Source organism: Acidianus manzaensis (assembly GCF_002116695.1).
GTDB lineage: Archaea > Thermoproteota > Thermoprotei_A > Sulfolobales > Sulfolobaceae > Acidianus > Acidianus manzaensis.
This window is the reverse complement of the sequence record NZ_CP020477.1, coordinates 573,574-597,624: the sequence shown is the minus strand read 5'-3', so window position 1 is coordinate 597,624 and position 24,051 is coordinate 573,574. Positions and strand designations below refer to the sequence as shown.

28 protein-coding genes and 1 tRNA gene are annotated in these 24,051 nt (G+C 30.2%); 10 read left to right on the top strand and 19 right to left on the bottom strand.

Translation table 11 applies throughout. The annotated features are described in order from the left end of the window. Positions 1-2: 2 nt before the first annotated feature. Positions 3-1,865 (top strand): glycoside hydrolase family 15 protein, encoded by a 1,863-nt coding sequence (locus B6F84_RS02740; protein ID WP_148690808.1) that lies wholly within the window; start codon positions 3-5, stop codon positions 1,863-1,865. After that, the gene (locus B6F84_RS02735; protein WP_148690807.1) at positions 1,858-3,693 is read left to right on the top strand and encodes an amylo-alpha-1,6-glucosidase; all 1,836 of its coding nucleotides are present in this window, start codon (positions 1,858-1,860) and stop codon (positions 3,691-3,693) included. The genes B6F84_RS02740 and B6F84_RS02735 overlap by 8 nt, the downstream gene beginning before the upstream one ends. A gap of 32 nt (positions 3,694-3,725) precedes the next feature. Here B6F84_RS02735 and B6F84_RS02730 read toward each other — a convergent pair whose 3' ends face one another. Continuing rightward, a complete protein-coding gene (locus tag B6F84_RS02730; RefSeq protein WP_148690806.1) occupies positions 3,726-5,144 on the bottom strand; it encodes an acyl-CoA synthetase family protein in 1,419 nt (472 codons plus the stop codon). Between the two features lie 31 nt (positions 5,145-5,175). Then, a complete protein-coding gene (locus B6F84_RS02725) occupies positions 5,176-6,354 on the bottom strand; it encodes a 3-hydroxyacyl-CoA dehydrogenase (RefSeq protein ID WP_420807170.1) in 1,179 nt (392 codons plus the stop codon). Positions 6,355-6,415: 61 nt separating this feature from the next. On the opposite strand from B6F84_RS02725, the gene B6F84_RS02720 reads away from it, so the two are divergent. Further along, positions 6,416-7,504, top strand: a complete 1,089-nt coding sequence (locus tag B6F84_RS02720) for a zinc-binding dehydrogenase (RefSeq protein WP_148690804.1) — start codon at positions 6,416-6,418, stop codon at positions 7,502-7,504. Between the two features lie 13 nt (positions 7,505-7,517). Here the strand turns inward: B6F84_RS02720 and B6F84_RS02715 are convergent, their stop codons facing one another. The 5 genes from B6F84_RS02715 to B6F84_RS02695 all read right to left on the bottom strand — a co-directional run bounded on the left by B6F84_RS02715 (position 7,518) and on the right by B6F84_RS02695 (position 10,494). After that, on the bottom strand, positions 7,518-7,907 hold the full coding sequence (locus B6F84_RS02715) for a CBS domain-containing protein (RefSeq protein ID WP_148690803.1): 390 nt from the start codon (positions 7,905-7,907) through the stop codon (positions 7,518-7,520). Positions 7,908-7,980: 73 nt separating this feature from the next. Continuing rightward, positions 7,981-9,261, bottom strand: a complete 1,281-nt coding sequence (locus B6F84_RS02710) for a hypothetical protein (RefSeq protein ID WP_148690802.1) — start codon at positions 9,259-9,261, stop codon at positions 7,981-7,983. Beyond that, positions 9,258-9,734 carry a hypothetical protein gene (locus tag B6F84_RS02705; RefSeq protein WP_148690801.1) on the bottom strand — a complete coding sequence of 159 codons (477 nt, stop codon included), beginning with the start codon at positions 9,732-9,734 and terminating at the stop codon, positions 9,258-9,260. Before B6F84_RS02705 ends, B6F84_RS02710 begins: the two co-directional genes overlap by 4 nt. Next, positions 9,722-9,973: a hypothetical protein gene (locus tag B6F84_RS02700; protein WP_148690800.1), complete on the bottom strand. Its 252-nt coding sequence runs from the start codon at positions 9,971-9,973 to the stop codon at positions 9,722-9,724. The genes B6F84_RS02705 and B6F84_RS02700 overlap by 13 nt, the downstream gene beginning before the upstream one ends. Before the next feature lie 158 nt (positions 9,974-10,131). Further along, positions 10,132-10,494, bottom strand: a complete 363-nt coding sequence (locus B6F84_RS02695; protein WP_187152737.1) for a DsrE family protein — start codon at positions 10,492-10,494, stop codon at positions 10,132-10,134. 517 nt (positions 10,495-11,011) lie between these two features. Here B6F84_RS02695 and B6F84_RS14170 point away from each other — a divergent pair. After that, positions 11,012-11,146: a hypothetical protein gene (locus tag B6F84_RS14170; RefSeq protein ID WP_257788609.1), complete on the top strand. Its 135-nt coding sequence runs from the start codon at positions 11,012-11,014 to the stop codon at positions 11,144-11,146. A gap of 303 nt (positions 11,147-11,449) precedes the next feature. Here the strand turns inward: B6F84_RS14170 and B6F84_RS02690 are convergent. Further along, positions 11,450-11,540 (bottom strand) — tRNA-Glu (locus tag B6F84_RS02690). Positions 11,541-11,897: 357 nt separating this feature from the next. Here B6F84_RS02690 and B6F84_RS13805 point away from each other — a divergent pair. Beyond that, positions 11,898-12,059, top strand: coding sequence for a hypothetical protein (locus B6F84_RS13805; protein ID WP_187152736.1), 162 nt, complete (start codon positions 11,898-11,900; stop codon positions 12,057-12,059). An 18-nt stretch (positions 12,060-12,077) separates the two neighbouring features. On the opposite strand, the gene B6F84_RS02685 is transcribed toward B6F84_RS13805, so the two are convergent. From B6F84_RS02685 to B6F84_RS02675, 3 genes are read right to left on the bottom strand one after another with little or no spacing between them, the layout of a single operon-like run. Continuing rightward, positions 12,078-12,566 (bottom strand): hypothetical protein, encoded by a 489-nt coding sequence (locus B6F84_RS02685; RefSeq protein ID WP_148690798.1) that lies wholly within the window; start codon positions 12,564-12,566, stop codon positions 12,078-12,080. Continuing rightward, positions 12,563-13,162: a hypothetical protein gene (locus tag B6F84_RS02680; RefSeq protein WP_148690797.1), complete on the bottom strand. Its 600-nt coding sequence runs from the start codon at positions 13,160-13,162 to the stop codon at positions 12,563-12,565. The genes B6F84_RS02685 and B6F84_RS02680 overlap by 4 nt, the downstream gene beginning before the upstream one ends. A gap of 31 nt (positions 13,163-13,193) precedes the next feature. Further along, positions 13,194-14,195 carry an acryloyl-coenzyme A reductase gene (locus tag B6F84_RS02675; RefSeq protein ID WP_148690796.1) on the bottom strand — a complete coding sequence of 334 codons (1,002 nt, stop codon included), beginning with the start codon at positions 14,193-14,195 and terminating at the stop codon, positions 13,194-13,196. A gap of 181 nt (positions 14,196-14,376) precedes the next feature. Here B6F84_RS02675 and B6F84_RS02670 point away from each other — a divergent pair, with 181 nt between their 5' ends. Together B6F84_RS02670 and B6F84_RS02665 are read left to right on the top strand one after the other, a co-directional pair. Further along, a complete protein-coding gene (locus tag B6F84_RS02670) occupies positions 14,377-15,219 on the top strand; it encodes a TIM barrel protein (protein ID WP_148690795.1) in 843 nt (280 codons plus the stop codon). Further along, positions 15,203-15,892 carry a phosphoglycolate phosphatase gene (locus B6F84_RS02665; RefSeq protein WP_420807169.1) on the top strand — a complete coding sequence of 230 codons (690 nt, stop codon included), beginning with the start codon at positions 15,203-15,205 and terminating at the stop codon, positions 15,890-15,892. Before B6F84_RS02670 ends, B6F84_RS02665 begins: the two co-directional genes overlap by 17 nt. Before the next feature lie 23 nt (positions 15,893-15,915). On the opposite strand, the gene B6F84_RS02660 is transcribed toward B6F84_RS02665, so the two are convergent. Genes B6F84_RS02660 through cobT form a run of 3 tightly spaced genes read right to left on the bottom strand, consistent with a single transcriptional unit; the run spans position 15,916 to position 17,957 of the window. Next, positions 15,916-16,584, bottom strand: coding sequence for an HAD family hydrolase (locus B6F84_RS02660; protein ID WP_148690794.1), 669 nt, complete (start codon positions 16,582-16,584; stop codon positions 15,916-15,918). After that, on the bottom strand, positions 16,562-16,900 hold the full coding sequence (locus B6F84_RS02655) for a transcriptional regulator (protein WP_148690793.1): 339 nt from the start codon (positions 16,898-16,900) through the stop codon (positions 16,562-16,564). Before B6F84_RS02655 ends, B6F84_RS02660 begins: the two co-directional genes overlap by 23 nt. A 19-nt stretch (positions 16,901-16,919) precedes the next feature. After that, complete coding sequence (gene cobT, locus B6F84_RS02650) at positions 16,920-17,957, bottom strand: nicotinate mononucleotide-dependent phosphoribosyltransferase CobT (RefSeq protein ID WP_148690792.1); 1,038 nt, start codon at positions 17,955-17,957, stop codon at positions 16,920-16,922. A 35-nt stretch (positions 17,958-17,992) separates the two neighbouring features. Here cobT and B6F84_RS02645 point away from each other — a divergent pair, with 35 nt between their 5' ends. Both B6F84_RS02645 and nadA read left to right on the top strand, forming a co-directional pair. Next, positions 17,993-18,343: a hypothetical protein gene (locus B6F84_RS02645; protein ID WP_148690791.1), complete on the top strand. Its 351-nt coding sequence runs from the start codon at positions 17,993-17,995 to the stop codon at positions 18,341-18,343. A 27-nt stretch (positions 18,344-18,370) separates the two neighbouring features. Next, a complete protein-coding gene (gene nadA, locus B6F84_RS02640; protein ID WP_148690790.1) occupies positions 18,371-19,315 on the top strand; it encodes a quinolinate synthase NadA in 945 nt (314 codons plus the stop codon). Here nadA and B6F84_RS02635 read toward each other — a convergent pair. The 4 genes from B6F84_RS02635 to B6F84_RS02620 are packed head-to-tail and all read right to left on the bottom strand — an operon-like array spanning position 19,287 to position 22,572. Beyond that, entirely contained in the window at positions 19,287-20,399 is a 1,113-nt protein-coding gene (locus B6F84_RS02635; RefSeq protein ID WP_148690789.1) for an aminotransferase class V-fold PLP-dependent enzyme, read from the bottom strand. The two genes, nadA and B6F84_RS02635, sit on opposite strands and share 29 nt — an antisense overlap. 37 nt (positions 20,400-20,436) lie before the next feature. After that, on the bottom strand, positions 20,437-21,324 hold the full coding sequence (locus B6F84_RS02630) for a hypothetical protein (RefSeq protein ID WP_148690788.1): 888 nt from the start codon (positions 21,322-21,324) through the stop codon (positions 20,437-20,439). A gap of 44 nt (positions 21,325-21,368) precedes the next feature. Next, positions 21,369-21,839 (bottom strand): NOB1 family endonuclease, encoded by a 471-nt coding sequence (locus B6F84_RS02625; RefSeq protein ID WP_148690787.1) that lies wholly within the window; start codon positions 21,837-21,839, stop codon positions 21,369-21,371. Continuing rightward, positions 21,820-22,572 (bottom strand): NAD(+)/NADH kinase, encoded by a 753-nt coding sequence (locus B6F84_RS02620; protein WP_148690786.1) that lies wholly within the window; start codon positions 22,570-22,572, stop codon positions 21,820-21,822. The genes B6F84_RS02625 and B6F84_RS02620 overlap by 20 nt, the downstream gene beginning before the upstream one ends. A gap of 55 nt (positions 22,573-22,627) precedes the next feature. Between B6F84_RS02620 and B6F84_RS02615 the strand changes: the two genes are divergently transcribed. Next, positions 22,628-23,692 (top strand): MFS transporter, encoded by a 1,065-nt coding sequence (locus B6F84_RS02615; protein WP_148690785.1) that lies wholly within the window; start codon positions 22,628-22,630, stop codon positions 23,690-23,692. On the opposite strand, the gene B6F84_RS02610 is transcribed toward B6F84_RS02615, so the two are convergent. Beyond that, entirely contained in the window at positions 23,676-24,023 is a 348-nt protein-coding gene (locus B6F84_RS02610) for a hypothetical protein (protein WP_236749021.1), read from the bottom strand. The genes B6F84_RS02615 and B6F84_RS02610 overlap by 17 nt on opposite strands. Between the last annotated feature and the right edge of the window lie 28 nt (positions 24,024-24,051).

Genomic DNA, 24,051 nt, shown 5'->3' with positions numbered 1-24,051 from the left:
TTATGCGATTTGCAAGTATAGGAAATGGAAAATTGTTAATAAATTTAGACGAATTAGGTAGAATAGTAGATTTTTATTATCCATATATAGGAATGGAAAATCAAACATCTGGTAATCCTATACGTTTTGGTGTATGGGACGGAGAAAAATTAATTACTGATTTAGAATTTAAAACAAATCTAAGTTATTTACAGAGTAGTAATATAATTCAAGTTGAACTACAGAAAAACTGGTTAAGAACATCATCATACTCATTTGTTGATCAAGACGACACTATTTATTATTCTATTATAAAAATTTTGAATAATAGTAATAATGATAAAATATTAAAAGTTTTTTATGTACAAGATTTTAACATATATTCTAACCCGTTTGGTGATACAGCATTTTACGATCCTTATACTTCTTCCATAATACACTACAAATCAAAAAGATACATTGGTATAAGAATGATAACATCAGAACCCGAAGATATAGAATATAATACCGGAAAAGACGATTTATTTAACGACTTATATGACGGAAAATTAAATTTTTATCCTATAGCTCATGGCAATGTCCAATCTGCAATAGGAACTCGAGTAAAAGTAAATTCTAATTCTTTCTCTAAATTATATTATATAATAGCAGCAGATAGAAACTTAGATAATCTGCGAGAGAAATTATCAAGAATAAATGGCGCAGAAATAGAATCTAGATTTATATCTAGTTACATGTTTTGGAAAAGTTGGGTTAGAAAGAAAAAGGAGAATAAATTATTATCAGATTTGAGTAAATTATATGATATAAGTTTATTTGTTTTGCGAAATCACATGGATATTAATGGCTCTTTTATTGCATCCTCAGATTTTTCCTTTGTAAATCTTTATGGTGATTCGTACCAGTATTGTTGGCCTAGAGATTGTGCATATGCTGCATACGCTTTAGATATTTCGGGCTACGGCGAATTAGCTATACGTCATTTCAATTTCATAAAAGATCTAACAAGTCCAGAGGGATTTTTATATCATAAGTATAATCCAAATAAAACACTCGCTAGTTCCTGGCATCCTTGGATTTATAAGGGAAAAGGAATTTTTCCAATTCAGGAAGACGAAACAGCATTAGAAGTTTGGGCTATAGGAAACCATTATGAAAAATATAAAGATTTAGATGAAATGACTGAAATCTATAAAAAATTAGTTAAACCAGCAATAAAATTCATGATGAAATATACTGAAGATGGCTTACCTAAACCATCCTTTGATCTTTGGGAAGAAAGATACGGAATACACTTGTACACTGTCTCTACAGTTTATGGAGGATTAGTTAAAGGAGCTACTTTAGCAAAAGACATCGGAGAAGAGTCATTAGCAGAAGATGCAATAGAAGTAGCAAAAGCTATTAAAGATGAAGTAAGAAGAAGAATGGTATATGATGGAAGATTAATAAGGAGAATAGATGAAGATGGAAACAAGGACTTAACGATAGATGCAAGCATGTATGCACCATACTTTTTTGGAATGTTCGAAATTAAAGATCCACTAGTCTCAAATACTATGGAATTAATAAGACAAAAACTATTAGTAAATTCAGGTATAATAAGATATGAAAATGATTATTATCAGAGAAGAAAGCAATTGCCAAATCCATGGATAATAACTACTTTATGGTTAGCTGAGTATTATATAGATACGAATAGAATTTCAGATGCAGAATCTTTGATAAAGTGGGTAGTAAATAGAGCTACTCCTTCAGGATTATTGCCAGAACAAGTAGATCCAGAAACATTAGAGTCAGTCTCAGTAATTCCTCTAGTATGGTCTCATGCAGAGTATATAATTAGTTTAAATAAATACGATAGAATAAAATCAGATTATGATTGATCCAGAAGAATGCGAGAAAAGAGAATGGATTATCCCTACTAGAACTGGTGGATATTCCTCATCAACAATTTGCGGGATTAATTCACGTACATATCATGGTTATTTAATTGTGCCATTAAATGCTCCACACTCTAGACATCTTATTTTATCTAAATTCGAGGATTTTCTTATACATAATGGAAATGAATTACCTTTATCTACTAATAGATACAACTTTAAAGTATATTATCCAAATGGCTACTCCTATCTTAATAAATTCATATTGGGAGAAAACTTTGTTTCATGGGAGTATTCATTCGAAAATTCTAGAGTATATAAAACATTAACAGTTAATAAAGGAACTAATTCAATTACTGTAAATTATGATTCAGATAAAGGATATTTTAAAATTTGTCCATTAATTACTTTTAGAAGCCATCACATAGCATTAAAAGAAAGACAAGGATTCTTTGAGTATAAAGAAGTATCACCAAATATTATATCTATTAAATATAATAATACACCAATTTTAAACTTTTATATAGAAGGAGATTTCTCATTAGAAAATACAGAATATTGGTATTATAACTTTTTTTATAAATTGGATTACGATAGAGGCTCAAATAGCATAGAAGATCTCTATAATCCTTTTTGTATAATTAGTAAGAATAACACAATAAGTATAACTGCCTATTATGATTTTTTTAAGAAATCAAATACCATACATTTACAAAAGGATATTTTAAATCTACTTTCTAGAGCAAGCTTAGACTTTGTTACAAAAGGAAAGAATGATTGGTCAATAATTGCAGGATATCATTGGTTCGATGAATGGGGAAGAGACACGTTTATTTCACTTGAAGGCTTACTTTTGTTAAATGCACAGTATGATATCGCAAAAAATATAATAAATAAATATTTACAATATGAAGATGAAGGCTTACTCCCAAACAACTTCCTTAATAATGGAGAACCAATATATATGGGAGTAGATGTATCACTATGGGCAATTAATGCAATATATAAATATTATTTGTATACTAAAGATTTACCATTTATTAAGGAAATATTTCCTAGATTATTAAACATAGTTGATTGGTATTGGAAAGGCAATAAAATAATAAAAAATGATAATGGACTAATCTTTCATTATGGATCTCCCAGAACATGGATGGATGCAGAATTTGATTCTGAAGTAGTAACTCCAAGAGAAGGTGCAGCAGTAGAAGTTAACGCTCTATGGTATAATTCTTTAATGATAATGGATTATTTTTCTAACATATTAGAAATGAATACAGAAGAATTCAAGAACAAAGCTAAAAAAGTAAAAGACTCCTTTAACGAAAGATTTCTCACTGATACTGGATTATACGATTTTATAGATTTTAATTATAAACCAGATAATTCTATAAGACCGAACCAGATATTCGCAATCTCTTTACCTTTTAGTATAATAGATAATGAAAACAGTAAAAAAATACTAAATACAGTAGAAAATGAATTATTAAGGCCATATGGATTAAGCACATTATCTAAAAATGATAAGAAATATACACCATACTATAGAGGTGATAGAAGATCAAGAGATTTAGCATATCATAACGGACCTATTTGGCCATGGCTAGTTGGAGCTTATGTGGATGCTAAAATTAAAGTAAGTACTGATACGCTAGAAGTAAAAAGCTTAATAAACTATTTTGAGCCCTTGCTTGCTATAGCTAAAACAAATAATGGATATGTACCAGAACTATTTGAAGATATACCCCCATATAATAGCGGAGGATGTATAGCTCAAGCGTGGAGTACTGCAGAATTATTACGCTCACTAAAAACTTTATTATCCTTGTAAAAAATATAAGCAAAAACATAAAAATTATAATTCTATTTCTTCTTGCGTTGATCTACGAATACTTGTAGCTTATATCCAGTCCAGATAGTCTTGCCCGGTTCTACCCATTCTATATCTACATCATCTTTACTTAAACCGATTCTACTTCCAAGAATTTCTTTAGCCTTTGAATCATATTCATTATCTACTCTAGGTCTTCTCGTTTCTATTCTAATTTTTAATTTATCCATATCGTTATCATAAATGAATATATTAAACATCCCAGTAGTATCAGGAATCTCATTAACTGCATCTTCAACATAAATAGGCAAAAGCAAATTATTCTTTACTTTAAACATCCATTCTACTCTACCAGGTATAGGCTCAGCAAATCTCATATGGGTTATACCAAATGTAGGATCTGGATCCGTAAGAAATTCATTTTTTACATAGTCTCCTAAACTATACCTAATTAATGGCATAGTAAAATGATTTAAAAGTGTAGCTATTAGTTCTCCTCTTTCTCCTTCAGCAGCAGGTTCATCAGTTTTGGGATCTACTATATCAAAGATCTCCATGTCTTCCCAAACTACTAGTTGGCCAGGCAAATTAGGAACTTCAATAGCCATATGGCCATCAGTAGTACCCCAAACACTTATCGCTAATTTAGCATTAGGATGGACTTCAAATAATTTTTTCTTAGTATTTTCTGCTGCTGCACCACCATGTAGCAGTAAAACTTTAAATGGAGTTTCCCATCCTTCAGCTTTAGCTTCTTCTCCTATTAATCTATGTAACCAAGGTGTAGTAGCTAAAACGTCGACTTTCCATAATTTAAATATTAAGTTATGTCTAGATTTCCAACTAAAATAAGTCTCTCCACCTCCAGCTATAGCTGTAGCTCCACATCTCCACATAGCAGTTTCTACGAGTGGAGGACCCCAACTATAAAATCCACTCATATTCAGATAATTTGCATAAACTTTTGTCGGTTTAACATCTGCAAAAGTCCATAAATATCTTGCTTGCGCCTCTTCAAAATAATCTAACTCTAAAGCACCCCATCCTTGAAATGTAGGTAATCCAGTAGAACCTGAAGTTGCACCTACAAATCTTATCCTTCTAGCTAATTCTGGAACCATTATTGTGCCAAAAGGCGGATTAGCTTGAAGATCTTTTCTTAATTCATCTTTTCTAAGTATAGGAATTTTGGTTATATCTCTCCAATCTTTAATCATATCTGGATCAAATCCCTTGGATTTCCAGAAATTTCTATAAAATGGAGTATTTTCCCATGCCCACTTTACAATTCTTTTTAATCTAAAAGTCTTTAACTTATCTAGATCCTCTCTTTTCATGGTCATGATTTTTGGATTCCATAATTTATCTCCATGAAGATAATCACTTCTTATATATCCTTCATCTCTAAGCTCTCTGTGAATTCTCTCATACTCTGATAAAACTGAACTCATAATTATCTAATACTTATACTATTTAAAAAATTTAAGCGTATATATAAAAGCCTCTTTTTGCCTTTTTACCTAAATTACCTTCACTAACCATTTTTTCAAGTAATTTTTGAGGAATATATGCCTTATATCCCTTAGAAGAAATATCCTTTAAATTTTGCAAAATATTATCTAATCCTAATTCATCAGCCATTTCCATTAAACCTTTTGGAAAATTATATCCATACTTCATTACATCATCTATTTCTTTCGCATTAACAATATTATTCTCAATAAGCCAACAGCCTTCATTTATTGCTAAAGATAATAATCTAGCAGGGTCAACTTTAGATTCTTCAGGCAATTTTACCTTTGCATACTTACCTGGCGAAGGATAAGAGTAAAAGCCTTTTCCAGTCTTTACTCCTAACTCTTTATTATTCATTTTTTCTTTAAATAAATTACAATTAACATCACTAGCACCCCTATTTACTATGATATTCCATAAATCAACTGAAATATCTATTCCCACATAATCAGCAAGTTCAAATATACCCATGGGCAAACCCAACTTATATCTAGCTGCACTATCTACTTCCTCTATAGTTGCTTCTTTGTTTTCAACTTCTCTGCATGCTTCTTGTAATAGTCTAAGATAAATTCTATTACCTATAAAACCAGGTACTTCAATCCTTAACCTAACTGGTACTTTACCTAATGTCTTTGCTAAATCTACTGTTCTATTTATAGTATCTTCAGATGTATACTTACTAGGAATAACTTCAACCAACTTCATTATTTGAGGAGGATTAAAAAAATGCATCCCGATAACTTTCTCTCTTCTATTTGTTGCCTCAGCTATATCTGAAATTGGTATAGAACTAGTATTAGAAGCTAATATTGCATTAGAAGGAGCTATCTTATCTAAAGATTGAAATACTTTCCTCTTTAAGTCGATAGACTCAGGTACAGCTTCTATAGCAAAGTCTATATCATTAGCCACGTCATAAGACGTAGACATAGAAATCCTTTTCATTATTTCCTCAGGATTTTCAGTAATAATCTTCTTTTCATAGAATTTTTTTAAAGAATCTTCCATCCTAGATTTAGCCTTATTAAGAATATCCCAAGAAATATCAATCATTTTTACTTCAAAACCATTAATAGCTAAAACTTCAGCTATTCCATGCCCCATGGCTCCAGAACCGACTACAGCGAATTTCATCATTTTAATAAGCTAGTACTAGTTTATAAGGTTTAAATTTTATTAAACATAGTAGAAAGAGGCATATAAAATGAAAGCAGCTGTATTATATAAATATAATGAACCTTTAAAAATTGAAGATAATGTAAAAATTGCTCAACCAAAAGAAGGAGAAGTAAAAATAAAAATTGCCGTAACCGGTATGTGCCATTCAGACGTTAACGTATTTGAAGGAAAAACTCCAGTACCCCCACCAGTAGTTGCAGGACATGAAATAGCTGGAATAGTAGAAGAAGTAGGACCAGGAGTAACGAGAGTAAAACCTGGTGATAAAGTAGTCTCAGCATTTATTCACCCATGCGGAAAATGTAGAATGTGTGTATCAGGACATGAAAATTTATGTGAAACATTCTCACAAGTAAGATTAAAAGGAGTAATGATGGATGGAACTACAAGACTTTCATTAGACGGTCAACAAGTAAGAACTTTTTTAGGCGGAGGTTTTGCTGAATATTCCATAGTAGGAGAAAACGCGTTAACTATAGTTCCTCAGGATTTAAGTTTAGATAAAGTAGCGGTATTAGGTTGTGCAGGCTTAACTGGATACGGAGCAGTCAATTTAGCAAAAATAGAGCCTGGAGAAACAGTAGCTGTAATAGGAGTTGGAGGAGTTGGGTTATCAGTAATGCAATTACTAAAAGCTTCTGGAGCAGGAAGAATAATAGCAGTTGGAACTAAAAAATGGAAATTAGATAGAGCAATGGAACTAGGAGCTACAGATGTAATAAACTCAAAAGAAGTAGACCCTGCTAACACTATAAAAACAATAACTAATGGAGGAGCAGACGTAGTAATAGAAGCTGGAGGAAACGAACAAACAATAAACATTGCTATGAATTCTGTTAGACTAGGAGGAAGAGTTATATTAGTTGGATTACCACCAGTCTCAGCAGAAATTCCATTCAAAGTAGCCAATATAGTAAGAAACGGAATCACTATAATAGGAAACTATGGAGGAAGACCAAGAGTAGATATGCCAAGATTATTAGACCTAGTAAAATTAGGCAAATACGATCCAACAAAACTAGTAACTGGCAAATTCAAATTAGAAGAAATCAATGAAGCAGTAAAATTATTAAATCAAGGAGAAGCTATAAGGAGCTTAATAATTCCCGACTAATATTCCCGACTAATCACCATATGGTAGCGTCTGTAGTTTCTAACCCCAAAGCCTTGGCTACATCCCTTAAAGAAATTACACCTATGATTTTTCCATTTTCAGTAACTACTAAATGCCTTATTTTCTTGTTAGCCATTAATAATGCAGCATCTCCTTCATCCATATTACTTTCAGCCATAACTAGGTTAGTTGTCATTATCTTACTAACTTTATCATCCAACGAAATATCATCAGAAATAGCTTGAATTATATCTCTCTCAGTTACTATTCCTACAGCATTCCCATTACTAGTCACAAGTAACGAACCAACATTATACTCCCTCATCATTTTAGCTGCACTTTTAATTGAAGAAGAAGATGAAATAGTTATAGGCTCTTTCGTTATAAGATCTTTTATAGTCATAAAAATATTTCTTTAAGCTAGATAAAAAAATCTTTCTAAAGAAAACTTATGAAAACATAGTCTTATATGTTTACTAAATTGAAGCTTGAACATCACTTAGTATCATTCCGTTACCTATAAAAATCTCTATTGGAGCCCCTATAGGAATTGGAACATAATCATTATTTACTGGATAATAATAACAGAATAACTGAGCATCACCAGAAGGTTTAGAGTATGCCTCCATTTGTATAGGACTAAATGGAAAACTATTACTCATCGTTACACTCGTAGTAATATAATATCCTGAACGTAAATTAGGAACCCATATTTGTGTGCTATAATTTGCCACATATACTGGAGTAAACGGTACATTAGTTGGATATGGAGAATAATCAGGATTGGCATAAAGTTTAACATTAGCAAGATTAAGATTAGGTAATTCTAATTCTTTCCCATCGTGAATGATACATACATAGAGTTCATTTCCTTCAAAATGAAAGTCTATGTTTGCTGGAAATATCACATTATATTGAACAGACGTATAGACTCCCGCATAGAAATGTGGACACAAATACCAATTAAAGGGATTTCCGTCATATGATATATTGAATAACATAGAGTTAGAATACCATTCTATTTGACCATATATATTTCCATAATCAGTAGGTGCATAAAATCCAATAGTATCAGCATCAGCTTTGGATGAGCCAAAGAAGGGTTTGGTTCCAGCTATGGTTAAATTTATCCATCCAGAATTTTGTTCTCTCATTAGAGCTATTTCTACATCATAATATCCCGTTAAACCGTTAATATTGCAGTAGTTAAGCACGTAATGAGAATCAAAAGAATAAGGATTATCTATTACTACCTTGTTTGGATTAGTAGAGGAATTGTAATTCTGTATAGCAATCATTTCAATAGGACTTACTGTCGAATCTGTAACATTACTATTATAGTGAACGATAGGATCAGCATATATTATATTACCAAGCGAAGTAACCATAGCTAACTCAGTATAATCTCCTATATCATATTCAATTGCAGGATAACCATTATACGTAGTATTAGTAGGATCAGCCTTTATCACTTTCAAATCATTTCCAGAATATCCTAGAAAATACGAAATGTTCAAAGGAACCATAGGTTCACTATAATATACTATGTAAGCAACACCAGAACCGTAATAGAATCCAATAGGCGAAGAAGGACTATTAACTTCTTGTAATTGTTCATTAGCTTTAGTCATTTCAGGTTGGACAGAAGCGTAAGACTCCTCATAATTTGAAGGAGTAGAAGTTACCAAATACATTACTGGTATTATAACTGACAACATTATAATCAACACAAAAATCATACCTATTACTGGACTCATTGAATCACCTCATAACCAACCTCATAATTGCCTATAATTATCCATAAGATAGTATAATATCCTGGCTTTACACTTACTAACTGCAAGTCTCCAGTATACGTCTTATAGTAATTTATTTGTCCCTCGTATAAAATACCATTATTCAAATTGTATATTTTAGCATTACCAGAGAGTGGACTAGTAGAATTAATTTCTGCGTACTGAGAAGTAAAATAGTTAGGATTATTATACTTCGAATAAAACGCTACTAGATATATTGACCCATTATAATCATAATCTTGTATAACTACAGGGATAGTCCCTTCCTCAGCTTTTCCTAACGATATTCTTAAACCAGCAGAATAATCCTGAGCTTGTTGCAAACTAACAGTATTAGCATAAGTAATACTTCCATAAGATGCGAATAATCCTACAGCTACGAGACCCAACACGACTGTAGCCATAACTAAGATAAATGAAGTTACACTTTCCATAATATTTCACCCAAGAAAGAATCATTTTCAGAAAAAATATCTACAGTTAATTTATTATCTCTTCTTATTACAAATTTTATTTCATTATAACTATTTTTACTTTTCATTCTGAATTCTAAAATATTGCCAAATATTTTGTGCTCTATATTTAAATTATATTTCCTTTTTAAATCTATAATAGTATCTATTATATGATCTATTTCACTATTAAATGACCTATCTGAAGCAATACTTATCATAGTGACCTAGAAGTTAAGATTTTTAAATAATCTAGACACAAAACCGAAAATTTTAGACATACATAACTTTAGTTTCCGTTTAAACTAAAGAGTCTAAAAAGCACTCTCCATAAGTCTCAATTGAATTTTTAGTAAAATTTAATTTAACAATAAAAAATCTAGATTGTTAATACTTCATATCCCTCTTTTATCTTATTCAAAACATAAATTCCTCCTATTGGTGCATATTCATCAACTAATCCATCTTCTATATCCTCCTTATCAAGTCCCACATTTTTCATTGCAACTTCACAAGCTACTACTTTTACACCTACCTTCTTAGCATCATTTATAGTATCTATTATAGGCCTAAAAATAACTTGTTTTTTATTTAAGGCCTCTACTGCAGGAGTTAAGAAAATCATCTCTACTGTTATATTAGGATCAGCAGATTTAATTTTACCAGCCATTCCAATATTAGCTAATAGTTTTGCCATATTTTCCCTTCCAGTCATGAAAACAAACAATACCTTATCATTCATAAATACTTTAATTATACAAAGCATTTTAAACATGAGTATTAAAAAGTTTTAAATTAAAATACCTAGGTGTAATTTATTTTCATTTCTTAACTATAGAAAAAAGACTAATATTCATATTATACTTATAGTCAAAGCCAAATTAAATATACTGAACTGCCCTCATATTATATCTTTAGTGCATTAACCTGGTACCTAAATAGAGAACCTTAAAATAGAAAGGGAAATTAAGATAAACGTAAATCTATCTAATAAAAAACTGACAGTAAGTTCATTCAAAAACTCATCGATTTCTTCTTGAACTACTCCGTTAAGCGAAATACTATCACCAGATACGCAGTATATAAGATTATTTCTCTAACGATACAATATATTTTTGAACATTATCTGACCTACTCCAGAAAGACGAGATTTGTCCTAATTTTTTATCATAACGTGGTAAACATAGAAGATAATTATGAAACTGCACAAGACATTAGTAAAGAGCTACATTTAGAGTTTTACAATAATGTGGAGGATATTGATTGGACATTCACACTTAAAGAAAAAGATTTTTGTGCAAGTAGAAAGATCTGAAAAAGAGACTACAAAAGACCTAAAAATATCATCAGAAATAATTGAAAGTATATCGAGTGAAAAAGGATATCGGTACTGAATATTATTCGATATCAGTAGTAAAGGATATAGATGAGATAAAGTGAAAGAATGTGGCATTATAGTTTCGGCTTATATTTTCTATATTTAATTTGACAAAAAAGAAAGCCATTCTAAGACAACCTAGCAGGAGTTAATGAGCTGAAGTTCCCATCTATAACGGCCTCTTCAAAATTGCCTCTTCAATAAGGATTTAAAAAGGCAGTTCCATAATTTTAATGGCTGTTCCAAAAATAAGCTTCACTGTTCCATTTACACCTTTATAAAGAGAACGTAAATATCTTTCAATTCAACTCAAAATAAGTGCTCCGGCCGGGATTTGAACCCGGGTCACAGGCTCGAAAGGCCTGCATACTCTCGGCGCTTATTGCTTGACCGGGCTATACTACCGGAGCAAGATAAATATAATTTTAGGACAGTATTAAAAGTTTTCTTAGACTATGCTACTAGCTATATACAAAGATATGTCAGTGCAATATTGATTACGTTCAATAATTTCTTTCACCTTTATCAAAAAGAGTGTAAAAGTCAATATAAGGGAAATCATGCTTTAATACCTACTACACGATTTCTATAAATCTGTTGTTATATTTCATTTTTCTTACTCTGGAGTATAACAATAAAGTATTTCCATTATCTCTTTTGCTAATTGTTGCCACACTTTCTCTATTAAACTTTGATATAAAGCAATAAGATATGGATTTGAGTGTAATACCAGTACTTTAGATATTTTAATAAAAGCTATAGAGATAGTGAATTTAGCATCAGAGAATATAATAAAGTCTTTTTCTTCTATATCTGATATAAAAAGTATGGTCGATATGGCTGAGTCTGAAATAGAATTAAGTGAAGAGAATATTAAGAATGATGTTAATGAAGTAGCTAATGAAATAAAAAGTATATTGAACCATTGAAAATAGATAATATGTTGCTTATATACTATTTTTCACATTTGCTTTTATTTCTGCTATTATTTCCTCTATTTTGCCTTGATATGTTTCTGCGTATATTATTTGGTCATATTGTATGAAAAAGCCTATGCCGGATTTTATAATCTGGTATGTGTAGCCTTTGCATTTTTCGCAATATCCTCGTATAATTTTTTTAATTCCTGTATCTATAATAGTATATTTTAAAAATTCGCTGTTTTTTATGTCGAGTTCTATGGTGAGTGATAGTCTTTTTGTTAGTCTAAAAAAAGCGAGTTGGATTATATCTTCTGGAGTTATGTTTTTTTCTCTAAGTTTTTTAGGTAATTCAAAGTCTTTGTTTATGTTTGCTCTTGTGTCGGATATTTCTTTAAATAGTGGTTTGTAGGAGGATAGTATTTTTTCGCATTCTTTAGTTATTTTTTCAACTTGTTTTTTGTCTCCTATCCATGCTAGTATGAAGGCTTTTTTTAGTTCTTCTTCACAGTTCATGGCGTTATCACCACGAGATATAAATTTTTCATTTCTATAAGGTAGGATAATAGGGAATAATTATCTGGATATCTCAAATTTTCTGATATTATTATATCTTTAGAAATATTTTTTGCTAACGTTCTTCTGTCATACTTTATCATTGATCTTATATTAGTATATAGTGTTCCTTTTTCTGTATCTAAAAATTCTTTTAGTTTTGGATATTTTTCTATGTTTATGAACGTGTCAGTTATTATTCCTTGAAATTTTACTTGTCTCAAAGGTATTATGTCAGTAAGTTTTATGCTAAATCTTTGCTCTAGGAATGAGTATACTATTGCTTCGCCTATTGAAGCTGATATATCTCCTGAATAATATTTTCCTCCCCATCTTCCTAGAAGGTATGAAGTATTAGAGAAGAGGTCTTCAATAATTCTTGATGAGTAAATGCTTGATATGATTAATAATTTGTCATCTAATTCAAAATTTTCATTTTGATTTTGTTCTAATGTTTCTACTATTCCTTCTGCTACAACATCTAGATCTTCATTTTCGTTACTCTCGTGTGGTATTAAATCAGAAGGTATCTTAAGCCATGATATTTTAAGCTTCACATTATAATTCTTTAGGATCAAAAATAAAAATTTAGGGCTTTAGTAAAACTTTACCTATTTTGTGTTTATCTTTTAATATTTCATATCCTTTATCAATATCTTCTAAACTTACTTCTCCTGCAATTACTGGATTTATTTTTCCTTCTGCAGTAAGTTTTAGAGCACCTTCAACGTCTTTTTTGGTAGCGCTTGCATGTCCTATTATTTGTAAATCCTTAAGAATTGCATATCCTAATTTTAGCTGGTAAGCTTGAGAAGGATCTACATTACCTATTTGAACTATTCTTCCTCCCATCCATAGGGATTTTAAGCTTTCGTCAAAGGTTGGAGTTCCTACAGTATCTATAACTATGTGAATGTCGCTGATTTTTTTGGCTTCATCTGCGAATTTTGTACCTACTATTACGTGATCTGCATATTTTTTGATTGAATTGGCTTTTTCTTCTGATGTTGTTACTCCTATTACTTTAGCTCCTAAAGCTTTAGCTACTTGTAATGCATGAATTCCTACTCCTCCGCTGGCTCCGGTTACTAATACTGTTTCTCCTGGCTTTATATTAGCTCTTCTTAAACCTCTGTAAATCATTCCAGTAACGCAAGGTACTAAAACTGCGCCATTATCTGACGCGCCTTTTGGAACTTTAACTAAGCTAGTTACTTTAATTTTAGCATATTCTGCGAAAAATCCATCTAATTCTTCGGAATATCCAAGCCTAGAATGGCAATATGCTTCTTCTCCTGCCTTACAATATTCGCATGTTCCATCTGGTGCATAGAGTAATGAGACTACTTTATCTCCTTCTTCGAATCCATTTACGTTATTGCCTTTCTTTATTATTGTTCCAACTACTTCATGGCCTAAAACTACTGGATATTTCATTCTGGGATAGAAACCTTGTAACTGCAATAGGTCTCTATAGCATAAAGCAGCTTTATCTACTTTTATTACTACTTCATCGTCAGCTGGTTTGGGATCTTCAATATCTTGGACTTTATATCCCTGTTTTCGTCCAACTACAACTACTGCCTTCATTAGTTTAAACATACTTATATTGCTTAAAAATTATGATGAAGTGATGAAAAATACATTCTAAAAGGATATACTTTTTAGTTATTTATATATATGGAATATAATATTATCAGCTTATTGAATGTTAAACAATCGTATATAACAACAAAGCTATTTTTATCTTCTTTATTTCTACCTAATATTCATGCCAAAAATTTATCTCGGTACTGCTGGAATTCCTTTGTCAGCAAAGGGAAAAAGTACTATTGATGGAGTTAAGAGAGTAAGAGAATTAGGATTAAACGCAATGGAAGTAGAATTTGTACAAGGAGTAAGAATGAGTATTGAAAAAGCTAAAGAATTGGGAGAGATAGCTAGGGAATTAAATGTTAGACTTTCTGTTCATGCTCCGTATTTTATTAATTTGTGTTCTACTGATAAAGAGAAAATTGAAGCTTCTAAGAATAGAATTATTGAAACTGCATTAAGGGCAGAGGCTATGATGGCTGATGCGATAGCTATTCATATAGCATTCTACGGTAAAGGTGATGAAAAAACGTGTTATGAATTGGTAAAAGAAGGTATTGGAGAAGTTTTAGATAAAAGTAAGGAGCTTGGAATATCAAATGTTAAATTTGGAATTGAAACTATGGCTAAGGAAACTGCTATAGGTACGTTAGATGAAGTTATTTCATTGGCTAAAGAAACAGATAAAACTAGAGTAAAGCCTTATATAGATTGGGCTCATACGTTTGCTAGGCAAGGCGGTAAGATAGATTATGGTGAAATTATAGATAGGTTAGAAAATGAATTGAATCTAGACCACATAAATTCTCATTTTGAAGGGTTAGAAAATAGAAAGGGCAAATATGTTGATGTGCATAGATCAATTACTTATAATACGCCACCTTTTGAGCCATTGGCTAAAGAAATATTAAAAAGAGAAAATCTTTCAATTACTCTTATATGTGAAAGTCCTGAATTGGAAAATGATGCTTTAATAATGAAACAAACTTTGGAAAGAATGGGGTATAAATTTGGTGATTGAAATGTTTTTGGTTGCATCAGATTATGATAGGACGTTAGCTAGTGAGGAAAATGGCTTTATATTATCAAAGGATGTAGCGGAGAAAGTTAATAATTTTGTAAAAAAATATCCTTTTGTTGTTGTTACTGGTAGAGAAAAAAGGTTTATTAATATTTTAGCTAAGGGCCTAAAACCTACTGCATGGATACTAGAGAATGGTTCTTTTGCCTTGATGGATGATAAGGAATATTACTTTGTAGAAAATGATTGGTTTAATTTAAGAGAAAATATAATTAGAAAATTAGATGAAATGGGAATTAAATATTCTGTAGGGAAAGTAATTATTTATTTAGATAATGCAGTTCATTTAAAGAATAAAATATTTCTAGAAAATGCTTCAATTGAATGGAATAGGTCTGATGGAATGATAATGCCAACTTATATTAATAAAGGATTTGGTTTAAAAAAATTTTTACAATTAATAAATTTCAAAGGTAAGACTATAGGTATTGGGGATAGTGAAAATGATATAAATTTATTTAAAAATGTTGATTATAAAGTAGCAGTACATAATGCGTTAAAGGAAATAAAAGATATAGCTGATCTTGTACTTGATGAGGATAATGGAAAAGGTGTCAGTAAATTATTGGATATGATTCTAACGGGAGAGATTTATAAAGTAATAAAGATATAGAAGGTTATCTGATATTATATTACCTACATATTTAACTTAGTTTTTATAAGATCTATTGCATCGAATAGATTACTAATCTTATTTTCTTTAATTTCTGGATAAAATCCAAATCTATCTAGAAGTATCGCATCTAAATATGCTCTTTTTGCACCTAAATAGTCAATTTCGTACACGTCACCTATATGAATTCCGTCATTACAACCTATTTTTTTAGCATGGTAAAAAATTTTAGGATGTGGCTTCATTATTCCAAGATCGCATGATGCTACTATACCGTCTAAGTAATTTATTAAGTTCAATTCTTTTACTATATCATGAATTTTATATGTAGCATTCGAGACTAGAATTATTTTCAAACCTAATTTTTTCATTTCTGTTAAAAATGGTATAGCATCATTGTAAAGCTCATATTTCTCTGAAAGATAGGAATTATTTTCTAATTTTTTAATTATTTTTGGATCAGGATATTTACCTAATCTATAGAATAGATCCTTAAAATCTATATTACTTAAACCTCCGATTTCTTTATGCGGAAAATGATTGCTACCCATCTGCGCCATAAGTGCTCTAAATACAGCCTTGTCATCTACTTGTATACCTGCTTCTCTTATTGCGTTTGCTACTGCTTCGTCGTATCTTGGTATGAATTTTACTAAAGTTTCTCCCATGTCAATGAATATTGCTTTTGCCATCTTTTTTCATATTTTTATTTCTAATTAAAAAACTTGGGGGTTTGATTCTTTCTGATTTGCAAATAGGACATCTGCTAGGCTTTTTAGGAGTTTCTAACTTAAATGTATAGCCACAATTTTCACATATAGGCGGAAACATAATGATTATAAAGTCCTTTCTTTTTGATGATTTAGAAATATGATACAAATGCTCATAAACTTCTTTTTCCTTTTTTATTCCAAGTATTTTCATAATTTGTCTCGCAGTTAAAGGTTCATCTGAATATTTTAACAAATAGAAAATTCTCTCTCTAGTAGTTAAAAAATCATACTCCATTAAAATACTTCATAAAAAACTATCTTATAAGCAATTCTGAATACATAGAGTCTATTTTATCTACAAGGTCTTTATTATTAATATTAGCTTTAAGCATGGCTAATATTGACGAACCTCCAGCTCCTACACCTTCTTTCACGTAACCTTTTTCGTAAACTCGTATTCCCTCGTATTTAGATATTGAAAAATCCAAATCAGAGTAAAGTAAATTTACTCCTAGATCTTTTGCTAATGATATTATATCAGCTGTTTTATCATTTATGATCCATTTAGTAGTTCCTATTCCTATGTCATGAATTTTAGTATTTTCAATTTCTTTTATAATAGCTGCAGCTGCGCACATTTGTGTTCCACCTGCAAGTAGAATTTTGCCTTTAAATCCTATAGAAATTCCTGCTACTCCTAATAACATAGGATCAGAGACTTTTGCTAGTTTATCAATTAAGGAAGTTGGTAAATCTTTTAGTGCCTCTTTAACTATTTTACTTTTTAGTTCTTTAGGATTATTTGGAGATGCTGAACTCATCTTATCAATAGCATTATAACCTAACGCTTCTAAAACTGCCATTGCAGTAGTAGTGCCTGCTGGAATTGATTCACCTATTACTAATAAATCATATGAATTAGAAAGCTCGTCACCTAAAATAATTCCATTTTGGATAATTTTTTCAGCGGTGGATTTATCTAATGATTGTTTTCTTATATCTCCCCCTGGCTTTCCTCCTAAATCTATAAAGGGTAAATTAGGAGTTATTTTACTTCCAGCGTTAACTATCGTTTTGCTAATTTTTAAAAATGAAAGAGATGCTCTCGATATTAAAGCTGGGGTTGGTATTCCATCAGGTGTTACTGGAACAGTGTTTATTACTTTACACTTTCCTAACATTAGAAATTCTGCATCTGCTGCTGGAGTAAAATGAGTTAATTCTGGAGTAGCACCGGCAATTGTCAATCCAGGTATTAAACTTACATCAGTTGTTGCTATTACTAATAAAAAGGAGAAATTTTTTGCTGAGTTTATTTCATTTAAAAATTTTCCTATAACTTCTTTAACCATGATATTTCTTTACTTGCTAATAACTTAATTAATTAATGTTTTGGGAATTGTATCACAGAGTAGAAAAAGGGACTAAAGTATCTTTTGATGAATTTAAGAAAGATGATAAGCTTAAAAATGACGTAAAAGATGCATCAGTGAAGCTTTATTCCTATGTTATTTCAATGGCTAGAAAGATATATAATATTGATGATGATGAAAAATTATTTTTTGAGCTATTTAAAAACAAAATAATTGATTCCTTACTTTTACAAGAATTAATTGATATTAGATCTTTTATAATGAATATCAATGAGATAGATGATGAAATTCTTTATAGTTTACTAGTAAGAATAATGGAGGACTTAGAAGAATTGTTTTATTCAATAAAAAAGTTTTTAACTTAGTTTTCATAATCGAACATGTGTTCGGGAATGGCAGATTATACGGAGATCATAAAACAAATTAAAGAATTAAAAAAACAGAAAAATGCTATAATATTAGGTCATAATTATATGGATTATGGAGTTCAATTAGTATCTGACTTTACTGGTGATTCATATGATTTAGCAGTTAAAGCATTAAGGACTAATGCAGACATCATTGTATTTGCAGGAGTTTACTTTATGGCTGAACAAGCAGCAGCTCTAAATCAAGATAAAAAGGTATTAAGCCCAGATCCTAATGCAGGTTGTAGTTTATCTGACTCTTTAGATGTAAAAACTTTGAAGGAATTTAAAGAGATGTATCCTACTGCGCCTGTAGTATTATACATAAATACTAGCATATATGCTAAAGCTCTAGCTGATTACATAGTTACTTCGTCAACAGCAGTTAAAATAGTAAAGAATCTTGATTCTGACGTAATATTATTTGGACCTGATGCCAATTTGGCAAATTTTGTTGAAAAGAAAACTGGAAAGAAAATAATTAAAGTTCCACCTAATGGAAGATGTTTAGTTCATGCATCATATGTTAGACAATTTGTTAATCTTGCGAGGAAAAAATATCCTAATGCATTATTAATGGCACACCCTGAATCTCCATTAGAAATATTAGAGGCTGCTGATTTTGTCGGTTCAACTAATCAAATGATTAATTTTGCAAAGGAAAATCCTAATAAGGAATTTATAGTAGCTACAGAAATTGGAATGATAAATGCGTTAAAGATTCAAGTACCTAATAAGGAATTTTATCCTTTAATTTCTACTGAAGCTTGTGCGTGTGCAAGATGTCCTTATATGGCAATGATAACATTAGAAAAAATAAAGAATTCGTTAGTAAATGAGGTAACAGAAGTTAAAGTTCCAAAAGATGTAGCAGAGAAGGCTAAAGAGGCTTTTGAAAGAACTATGAAACTTCTTGAGAAAGTAAGTTAACTGCTTGTCGTATTTCTTCTTCAGTATTGTAAAAGTGAGTAGATATTCTTATTCCTTCTCCTCTAGGTGATACTATTATTTTATTTTCTACTAATTTCTCTGCTAATTTTTTAGCATTTTTAACTTTTACTACTACTATACCTGCTTTCTTATTTTTAGGTGTTATAACATCTAACTTTTTGTCTTCTGCTAAATCTATAGCATATGAAGATAGGTAGTTTACTCTATCCTCTATCTCAGACATATGTGAGGAAATTATCTCAGAAGATTTGGATAATCCTAAATTAGCTGCAATATCTATAGTTCCTATTTCAAATCTTCTTGGACCTTTTTCTAGTTCAAACTCTTTTGCATTGAATTTTAAATATTCTTTAGAAGATTTCCAACCATAAAAAGGAGGATCTTCCATTAATCCAGATTTTATATATAAAAATCCAGAACCTTGTGGTGACATTAACCATTTATAACCACCTGCAACAGCAAAATCTATGTTCATATCTTTTACGTCAACTCTTGTAGCTCCTGCACTTTGGATAATATCCAAAAGGATAAAAGCGTTCACTTTTTTTGCTTTTTCGGATATCTTTTTTACATCAATTTTAATTCCTGTATTAAAACTAACATGGCTAATTGATACTAGTTTAGTATTTTCATCAATATGATTAATTATTTCTTGTTCGAAATTATCTACTGTTACATCTACTATTCTAGTATCTACTCCTTTATCTTTTAATTTTAGGAAAGGATAAACAGTTGCAGGAAATTCTAAAGAATCAGTTACTACATTATCTCCTTTTTCTAAGTTTAAACCATGTGCAATAATATTTATTCCATAACTTGTATTTGGAACTAGGGATATTTCTAATGGATTAGCATTTATTAGTTTTGCTATATTATTTCTTATTTTCATAAACTCGTCTTTTTCTTCTTCATTATCAGCTATAGACCCATAGTTTGAAACTTGATATAGATATCTAAAGCTTTCGAATAGCACTTCTAAAGGAGTTGGAGAAATAGCTGCATGGTTAAGGTATATTAAATTTTTCGTTATAGGTATTTGTGATCTAAAATCTAGACAAAACACAAGATAAATTAAGATCTTTAGTAAATAAATTCTTAGTTTATTGTATTAATATTTTTGGAAACTTCCACTGTTTTTCTTTAAATATCTCAAAAGGTATAGTATATCCTTCTGCATAGTAAGGCGAACGCGGAGCTAATATAAAGTCTACTTTATATTGCTTTAATTTATTGATGGTTTTTTCTAAATCATCGTAATTAACATGTAATTCTAAAATATATTTATCTTGTGCTTCTACTGACCATATTACGTCACTGAAATAATCTGAGATGTCGCTTTCAGATATTGCATCAATAATAAAATCCTTGTTACCTAAAGTATACATAAAACCTTCCAACACTTTTTTAATGTGATTATAATGTGGGTGATAAAAGTAAGGAATTGATGGATTAACTTGAAGCATGGTTGTAAGTTTTATATCGTCTTCATCTGGAGTGATTTGATAGAATTTGGATTTAACTTGAATTTTATTTTCGCATATCCATTTATTTGTTTCAAAGTTAAAGCAGTTAATATCTCTATTGTATTTTACGACATTTTTTATCTCTTGTATTTCACAATTAACTAAATCGTTGCTTTTCAAAGTTTCAACTGCTCTATAAATAGATTGTAATGATGAGTAGTCTGTATAATACAAGATGTTAATGAATTTATTTTCTTCAAAATCTGATCTAAATAAGTTTAATAAGGGTATAAATAGTTTTTTCTCAGTTTCAATTTGTAACTTAGAATTATTACATATTAGTGCTATTTTCTTTAGCCCAAAGCTTTCTGAGTTAAATGTGGTAAAAACTGATAAAGAATATTTTTCAAATAAAATCTTTAACATTTGCCTAATCTTAGATGAAGGCTGAGACAATAAGTTTGCTAGCGCATTTAAATTAGTACCTCTTGCTATGATAGCATTAATAATGCTTTTAAATTCCATAAGATACTTATGCAGATTCTAAATTAAACTTTTCTTCCTTTTTTCTATAAATTTTTGATGATTTTACCACCACAATAAGGACATTCAGAAATATAATTAGAAAATGTTTTATTACAATTAATACATTTATATTTAAATTTTCTAGTTTTGGTAATATGATAACCTAGCTTTACTGACTTAAATTCTATATTTAATTTATATAGTACATTTTGCACAGATAAATCGTCGGTAAAAACTATGGAAGGAGATAAATCTATAGCTAAACCTATTACAGAAATATCAGCTTTAGATAGTGTTTTCTCATTAATGTCTTTAAGTATTACTCTAACTTTTTTTAAACTGTTTATTGAAGGCGCTAGTACGACTACCTTACCTGAAGACATAGCATAATCTAGCATTTTAGATGAATCATAATCTTTAACTTCGCTTATAACTTCAATTGTAGTATATACTTTATTGAATGAATTTTCTAATCCTGCTAAAAAACCTGCAGTATCAAACACAATTTGAACCACACAAGATTCCTCTCAATAGATTTGTTTTATAGAATCTATAAATTATGCCTTTTTTATTGCTTTCTTTTATCACTATCTTAGAATTCGTAGGTAATGTTTCTATAATATCGCCATCTGCAGTTATTCTAATTTTTTGAGGATAACCCTTTGACTTAATTGTAACGTAAATTTCTGTAAATGGTATTATAATTGATCTTAAAGGGCTTAAAACAGGATTCACTAGCGCTATTTCTAAACCTTTTAAACCATAAATTACGCTACCTGTTGCAGATAAACTCCAACCAGAAGAACCTTGTGGAGTAGATATTAGAACTCCATCACCTTCAACCGTTAACTCTGTTTCTAAAAAAGATAAATCTAGAACTATAGTTTCTGGTTGATCTGCTAATATTCCTATTTCATTAAATGATAAAGAGGAAAATCCATCGCCCTTTACTTCTAGTAATGGATATTCTTCAATAGTATAATTTGATGCCTTTAATCTTTTTAGTGCATCTTCTATAGAATTTGGTTCTATATCCATTAAGAATCCTCTCCTTCCAGCTTTAACTGTAATTACTGGCTTACCTAGTTTGATAGCTTTTAATAAAGTTCCATCTCCTCCTACTGCTATTATCACATCTGGCTCTTCATTATTAACTATAGTAAAACCTAATTGTCTGGAAATCTCTACTATTTTTTGTGTTATTTGTTGAACTTGTTGTGAAGGCTTACTTACGATTTTTACTTTCATCTATTGACTTAAAGAGCACTAGTTATAATAATCTTATCTTACATTTTAACTTACGTTGAAAGGATATAGCATAATCATTGCTAGAATAATATATTCAATAAGCTGGTTTTATTTAGCCCCTGCAATTCCCATGCTTATAAGCAAATTTCAAATTCCCGAATATTTATCTGGATTTATCCCTTTTTCGTTCTTTTTAGGCTCAGGTATTATGCAATTACCGTCAGCTTTTCTTTCATCAAAGATAGGGGTTAAAAGAGCTCTAGTCCTAGGTCTAATTATAATGTCAATATCTTCAGCACTGGTAGGTATATCAGGAAATTTTTACGAACTTTTAATATCTTATTTTATAGGTGGAGTTGGCGCTTCAATGTTTTTCTCTACTGGCGCAGCAATTCTAACTTTATTGAATGAAAAAAATGTTGGAAAAGTACTTGGTATATATAACGCTGCGTTTAGCATAGGAGGAATAATAGGATTAAATTGGATTTTCTTATATGATAGAATAGGATTTCAATTATCTACAATACTACTCTCTATTATTACTTTGATCGTAGCATTTTTGAATATAGATAAACCTAACTATAAGCCTAACTGGAATTTTATTAAAGATAAGGTCAGCTTATTTGTAGGTATTTCCACGTCAGGAGTTTGGGGAATATATTATGTTATAGGAGAATTATTTCCAAACTTTAGTAAAATTTATCTTCATCTCCAAGTTATTCAAGGTAGTGAATTTACCGCAGTATTACTTATTTCAGCTATGATTGGAGGCTTATTAGGGTTTTTAAGTGATAGATTTGATAAAATTAAACTTCTTGTAATTTCGTCATTACTTGGAATATTTCCTTCATTATTTTTATATACACGTTATTATTTAATAGGAATCATAATTTTAGGAATTTTTAATGAACTTGCTATTTCAGTAACTTATACGATAGTGTCAAGTAAAAAGAGTATAAATGCTGGAATCACACTAGCTGAAGTTAATTCAATTAATATATTATTAGGAAGTCTATTTGAACCATTATCTAGCTTATTAGGATACAATGTTTGGATATTAGAAAGTATAATTTCCGTATTTCCATTGTTCTTATTAGCAAAAATTAAGTTGAACGCCTAATTATTACATTAATAGAAAATAATTTACTATCATTTATTATCTCTACTTCTCCAGGATCATTTAGCAAACGTATTTTAAAGACTTTTTGTCTTGGACCATGATTCACTCTTAATGTCACCCAATTTGTACCTCCACTGATTAGTAATACGCATTTACCGTTAATCTTTAATTTAATAGAATTAGAAGGTGGTATTTTATATATGGTTTCCTGGTAATTGTTTCCGACATATTCTAATCCTGCTTTAATAATTTTTCTAAAATAGACATTCCATAAAGTCCATAAAATCAAATATGGAATTAAAAGTAAAATAAAGAATTCTATCATTACCATTTGCTAGATAATAAAATGGAAGATCTAA

Bases quoted from the DNA above. Each gene is read 5' to 3' on its own strand.
- B6F84_RS02740 (WP_148690808.1), top strand. From the start codon at position 3: ATGCGATTTGCAAGTATAGGAAATGGAAAATTGTTAATAAATTTAGAC.
- B6F84_RS02735 (WP_148690807.1), top strand. From the start codon at position 1,858: ATGATTGATCCAGAAGAATGCGAGAAAAGAGAATGGATTATCCCTACT.
- B6F84_RS02730 (WP_148690806.1), bottom strand. From the start codon at position 5,144: ATGAGTTCAGTTTTATCAGAGTATGAGAGAATTCACAGAGAGCTTAGA.
- B6F84_RS02720 (WP_148690804.1), top strand. From the start codon at position 6,416: ATGAAAGCAGCTGTATTATATAAATATAATGAACCTTTAAAAATTGAA.
- B6F84_RS02715 (WP_148690803.1), bottom strand. From the start codon at position 7,907: ATGACTATAAAAGATCTTATAACGAAAGAGCCTATAACTATTTCATCT.
- B6F84_RS02710 (WP_148690802.1), bottom strand. From the start codon at position 9,261: ATGAGTCCAGTAATAGGTATGATTTTTGTGTTGATTATAATGTTGTCA.
- B6F84_RS02705 (WP_148690801.1), bottom strand. From the start codon at position 9,734: ATGGAAAGTGTAACTTCATTTATCTTAGTTATGGCTACAGTCGTGTTG.
- B6F84_RS02700 (WP_148690800.1), bottom strand. From the start codon at position 9,973: ATGATAAGTATTGCTTCAGATAGGTCATTTAATAGTGAAATAGATCAT.
- B6F84_RS02695 (WP_187152737.1), bottom strand. From the start codon at position 10,494: ATGAATGATAAGGTATTGTTTGTTTTCATGACTGGAAGGGAAAATATG.
- B6F84_RS02685 (WP_148690798.1), bottom strand. From the start codon at position 12,566: ATGAACTGTGAAGAAGAACTAAAAAAAGCCTTCATACTAGCATGGATA.
- B6F84_RS02675 (WP_148690796.1), bottom strand. From the start codon at position 14,195: ATGAAGGCAGTAGTTGTAGTTGGACGAAAACAGGGATATAAAGTCCAA.
- B6F84_RS02670 (WP_148690795.1), top strand. From the start codon at position 14,377: ATGCCAAAAATTTATCTCGGTACTGCTGGAATTCCTTTGTCAGCAAAG.
- B6F84_RS02660 (WP_148690794.1), bottom strand. From the start codon at position 16,584: ATGGCAAAAGCAATATTCATTGACATGGGAGAAACTTTAGTAAAATTC.
- B6F84_RS02655 (WP_148690793.1), bottom strand. From the start codon at position 16,900: ATGGAGTATGATTTTTTAACTACTAGAGAGAGAATTTTCTATTTGTTA.
- cobT (WP_148690792.1), bottom strand. From the start codon at position 17,957: ATGGTTAAAGAAGTTATAGGAAAATTTTTAAATGAAATAAACTCAGCA.
- B6F84_RS02645 (WP_148690791.1), top strand. From the start codon at position 17,993: ATGTTTTGGGAATTGTATCACAGAGTAGAAAAAGGGACTAAAGTATCT.
- nadA (WP_148690790.1), top strand. From the start codon at position 18,371: ATGGCAGATTATACGGAGATCATAAAACAAATTAAAGAATTAAAAAAA.
- B6F84_RS02630 (WP_148690788.1), bottom strand. From the start codon at position 21,324: ATGGAATTTAAAAGCATTATTAATGCTATCATAGCAAGAGGTACTAAT.
- B6F84_RS02620 (WP_148690786.1), bottom strand. From the start codon at position 22,572: ATGAAAGTAAAAATCGTAAGTAAGCCTTCACAACAAGTTCAACAAATA.
- B6F84_RS02610 (WP_236749021.1), bottom strand. From the start codon at position 24,023: ATGGTAATGATAGAATTCTTTATTTTACTTTTAATTCCATATTTGATT.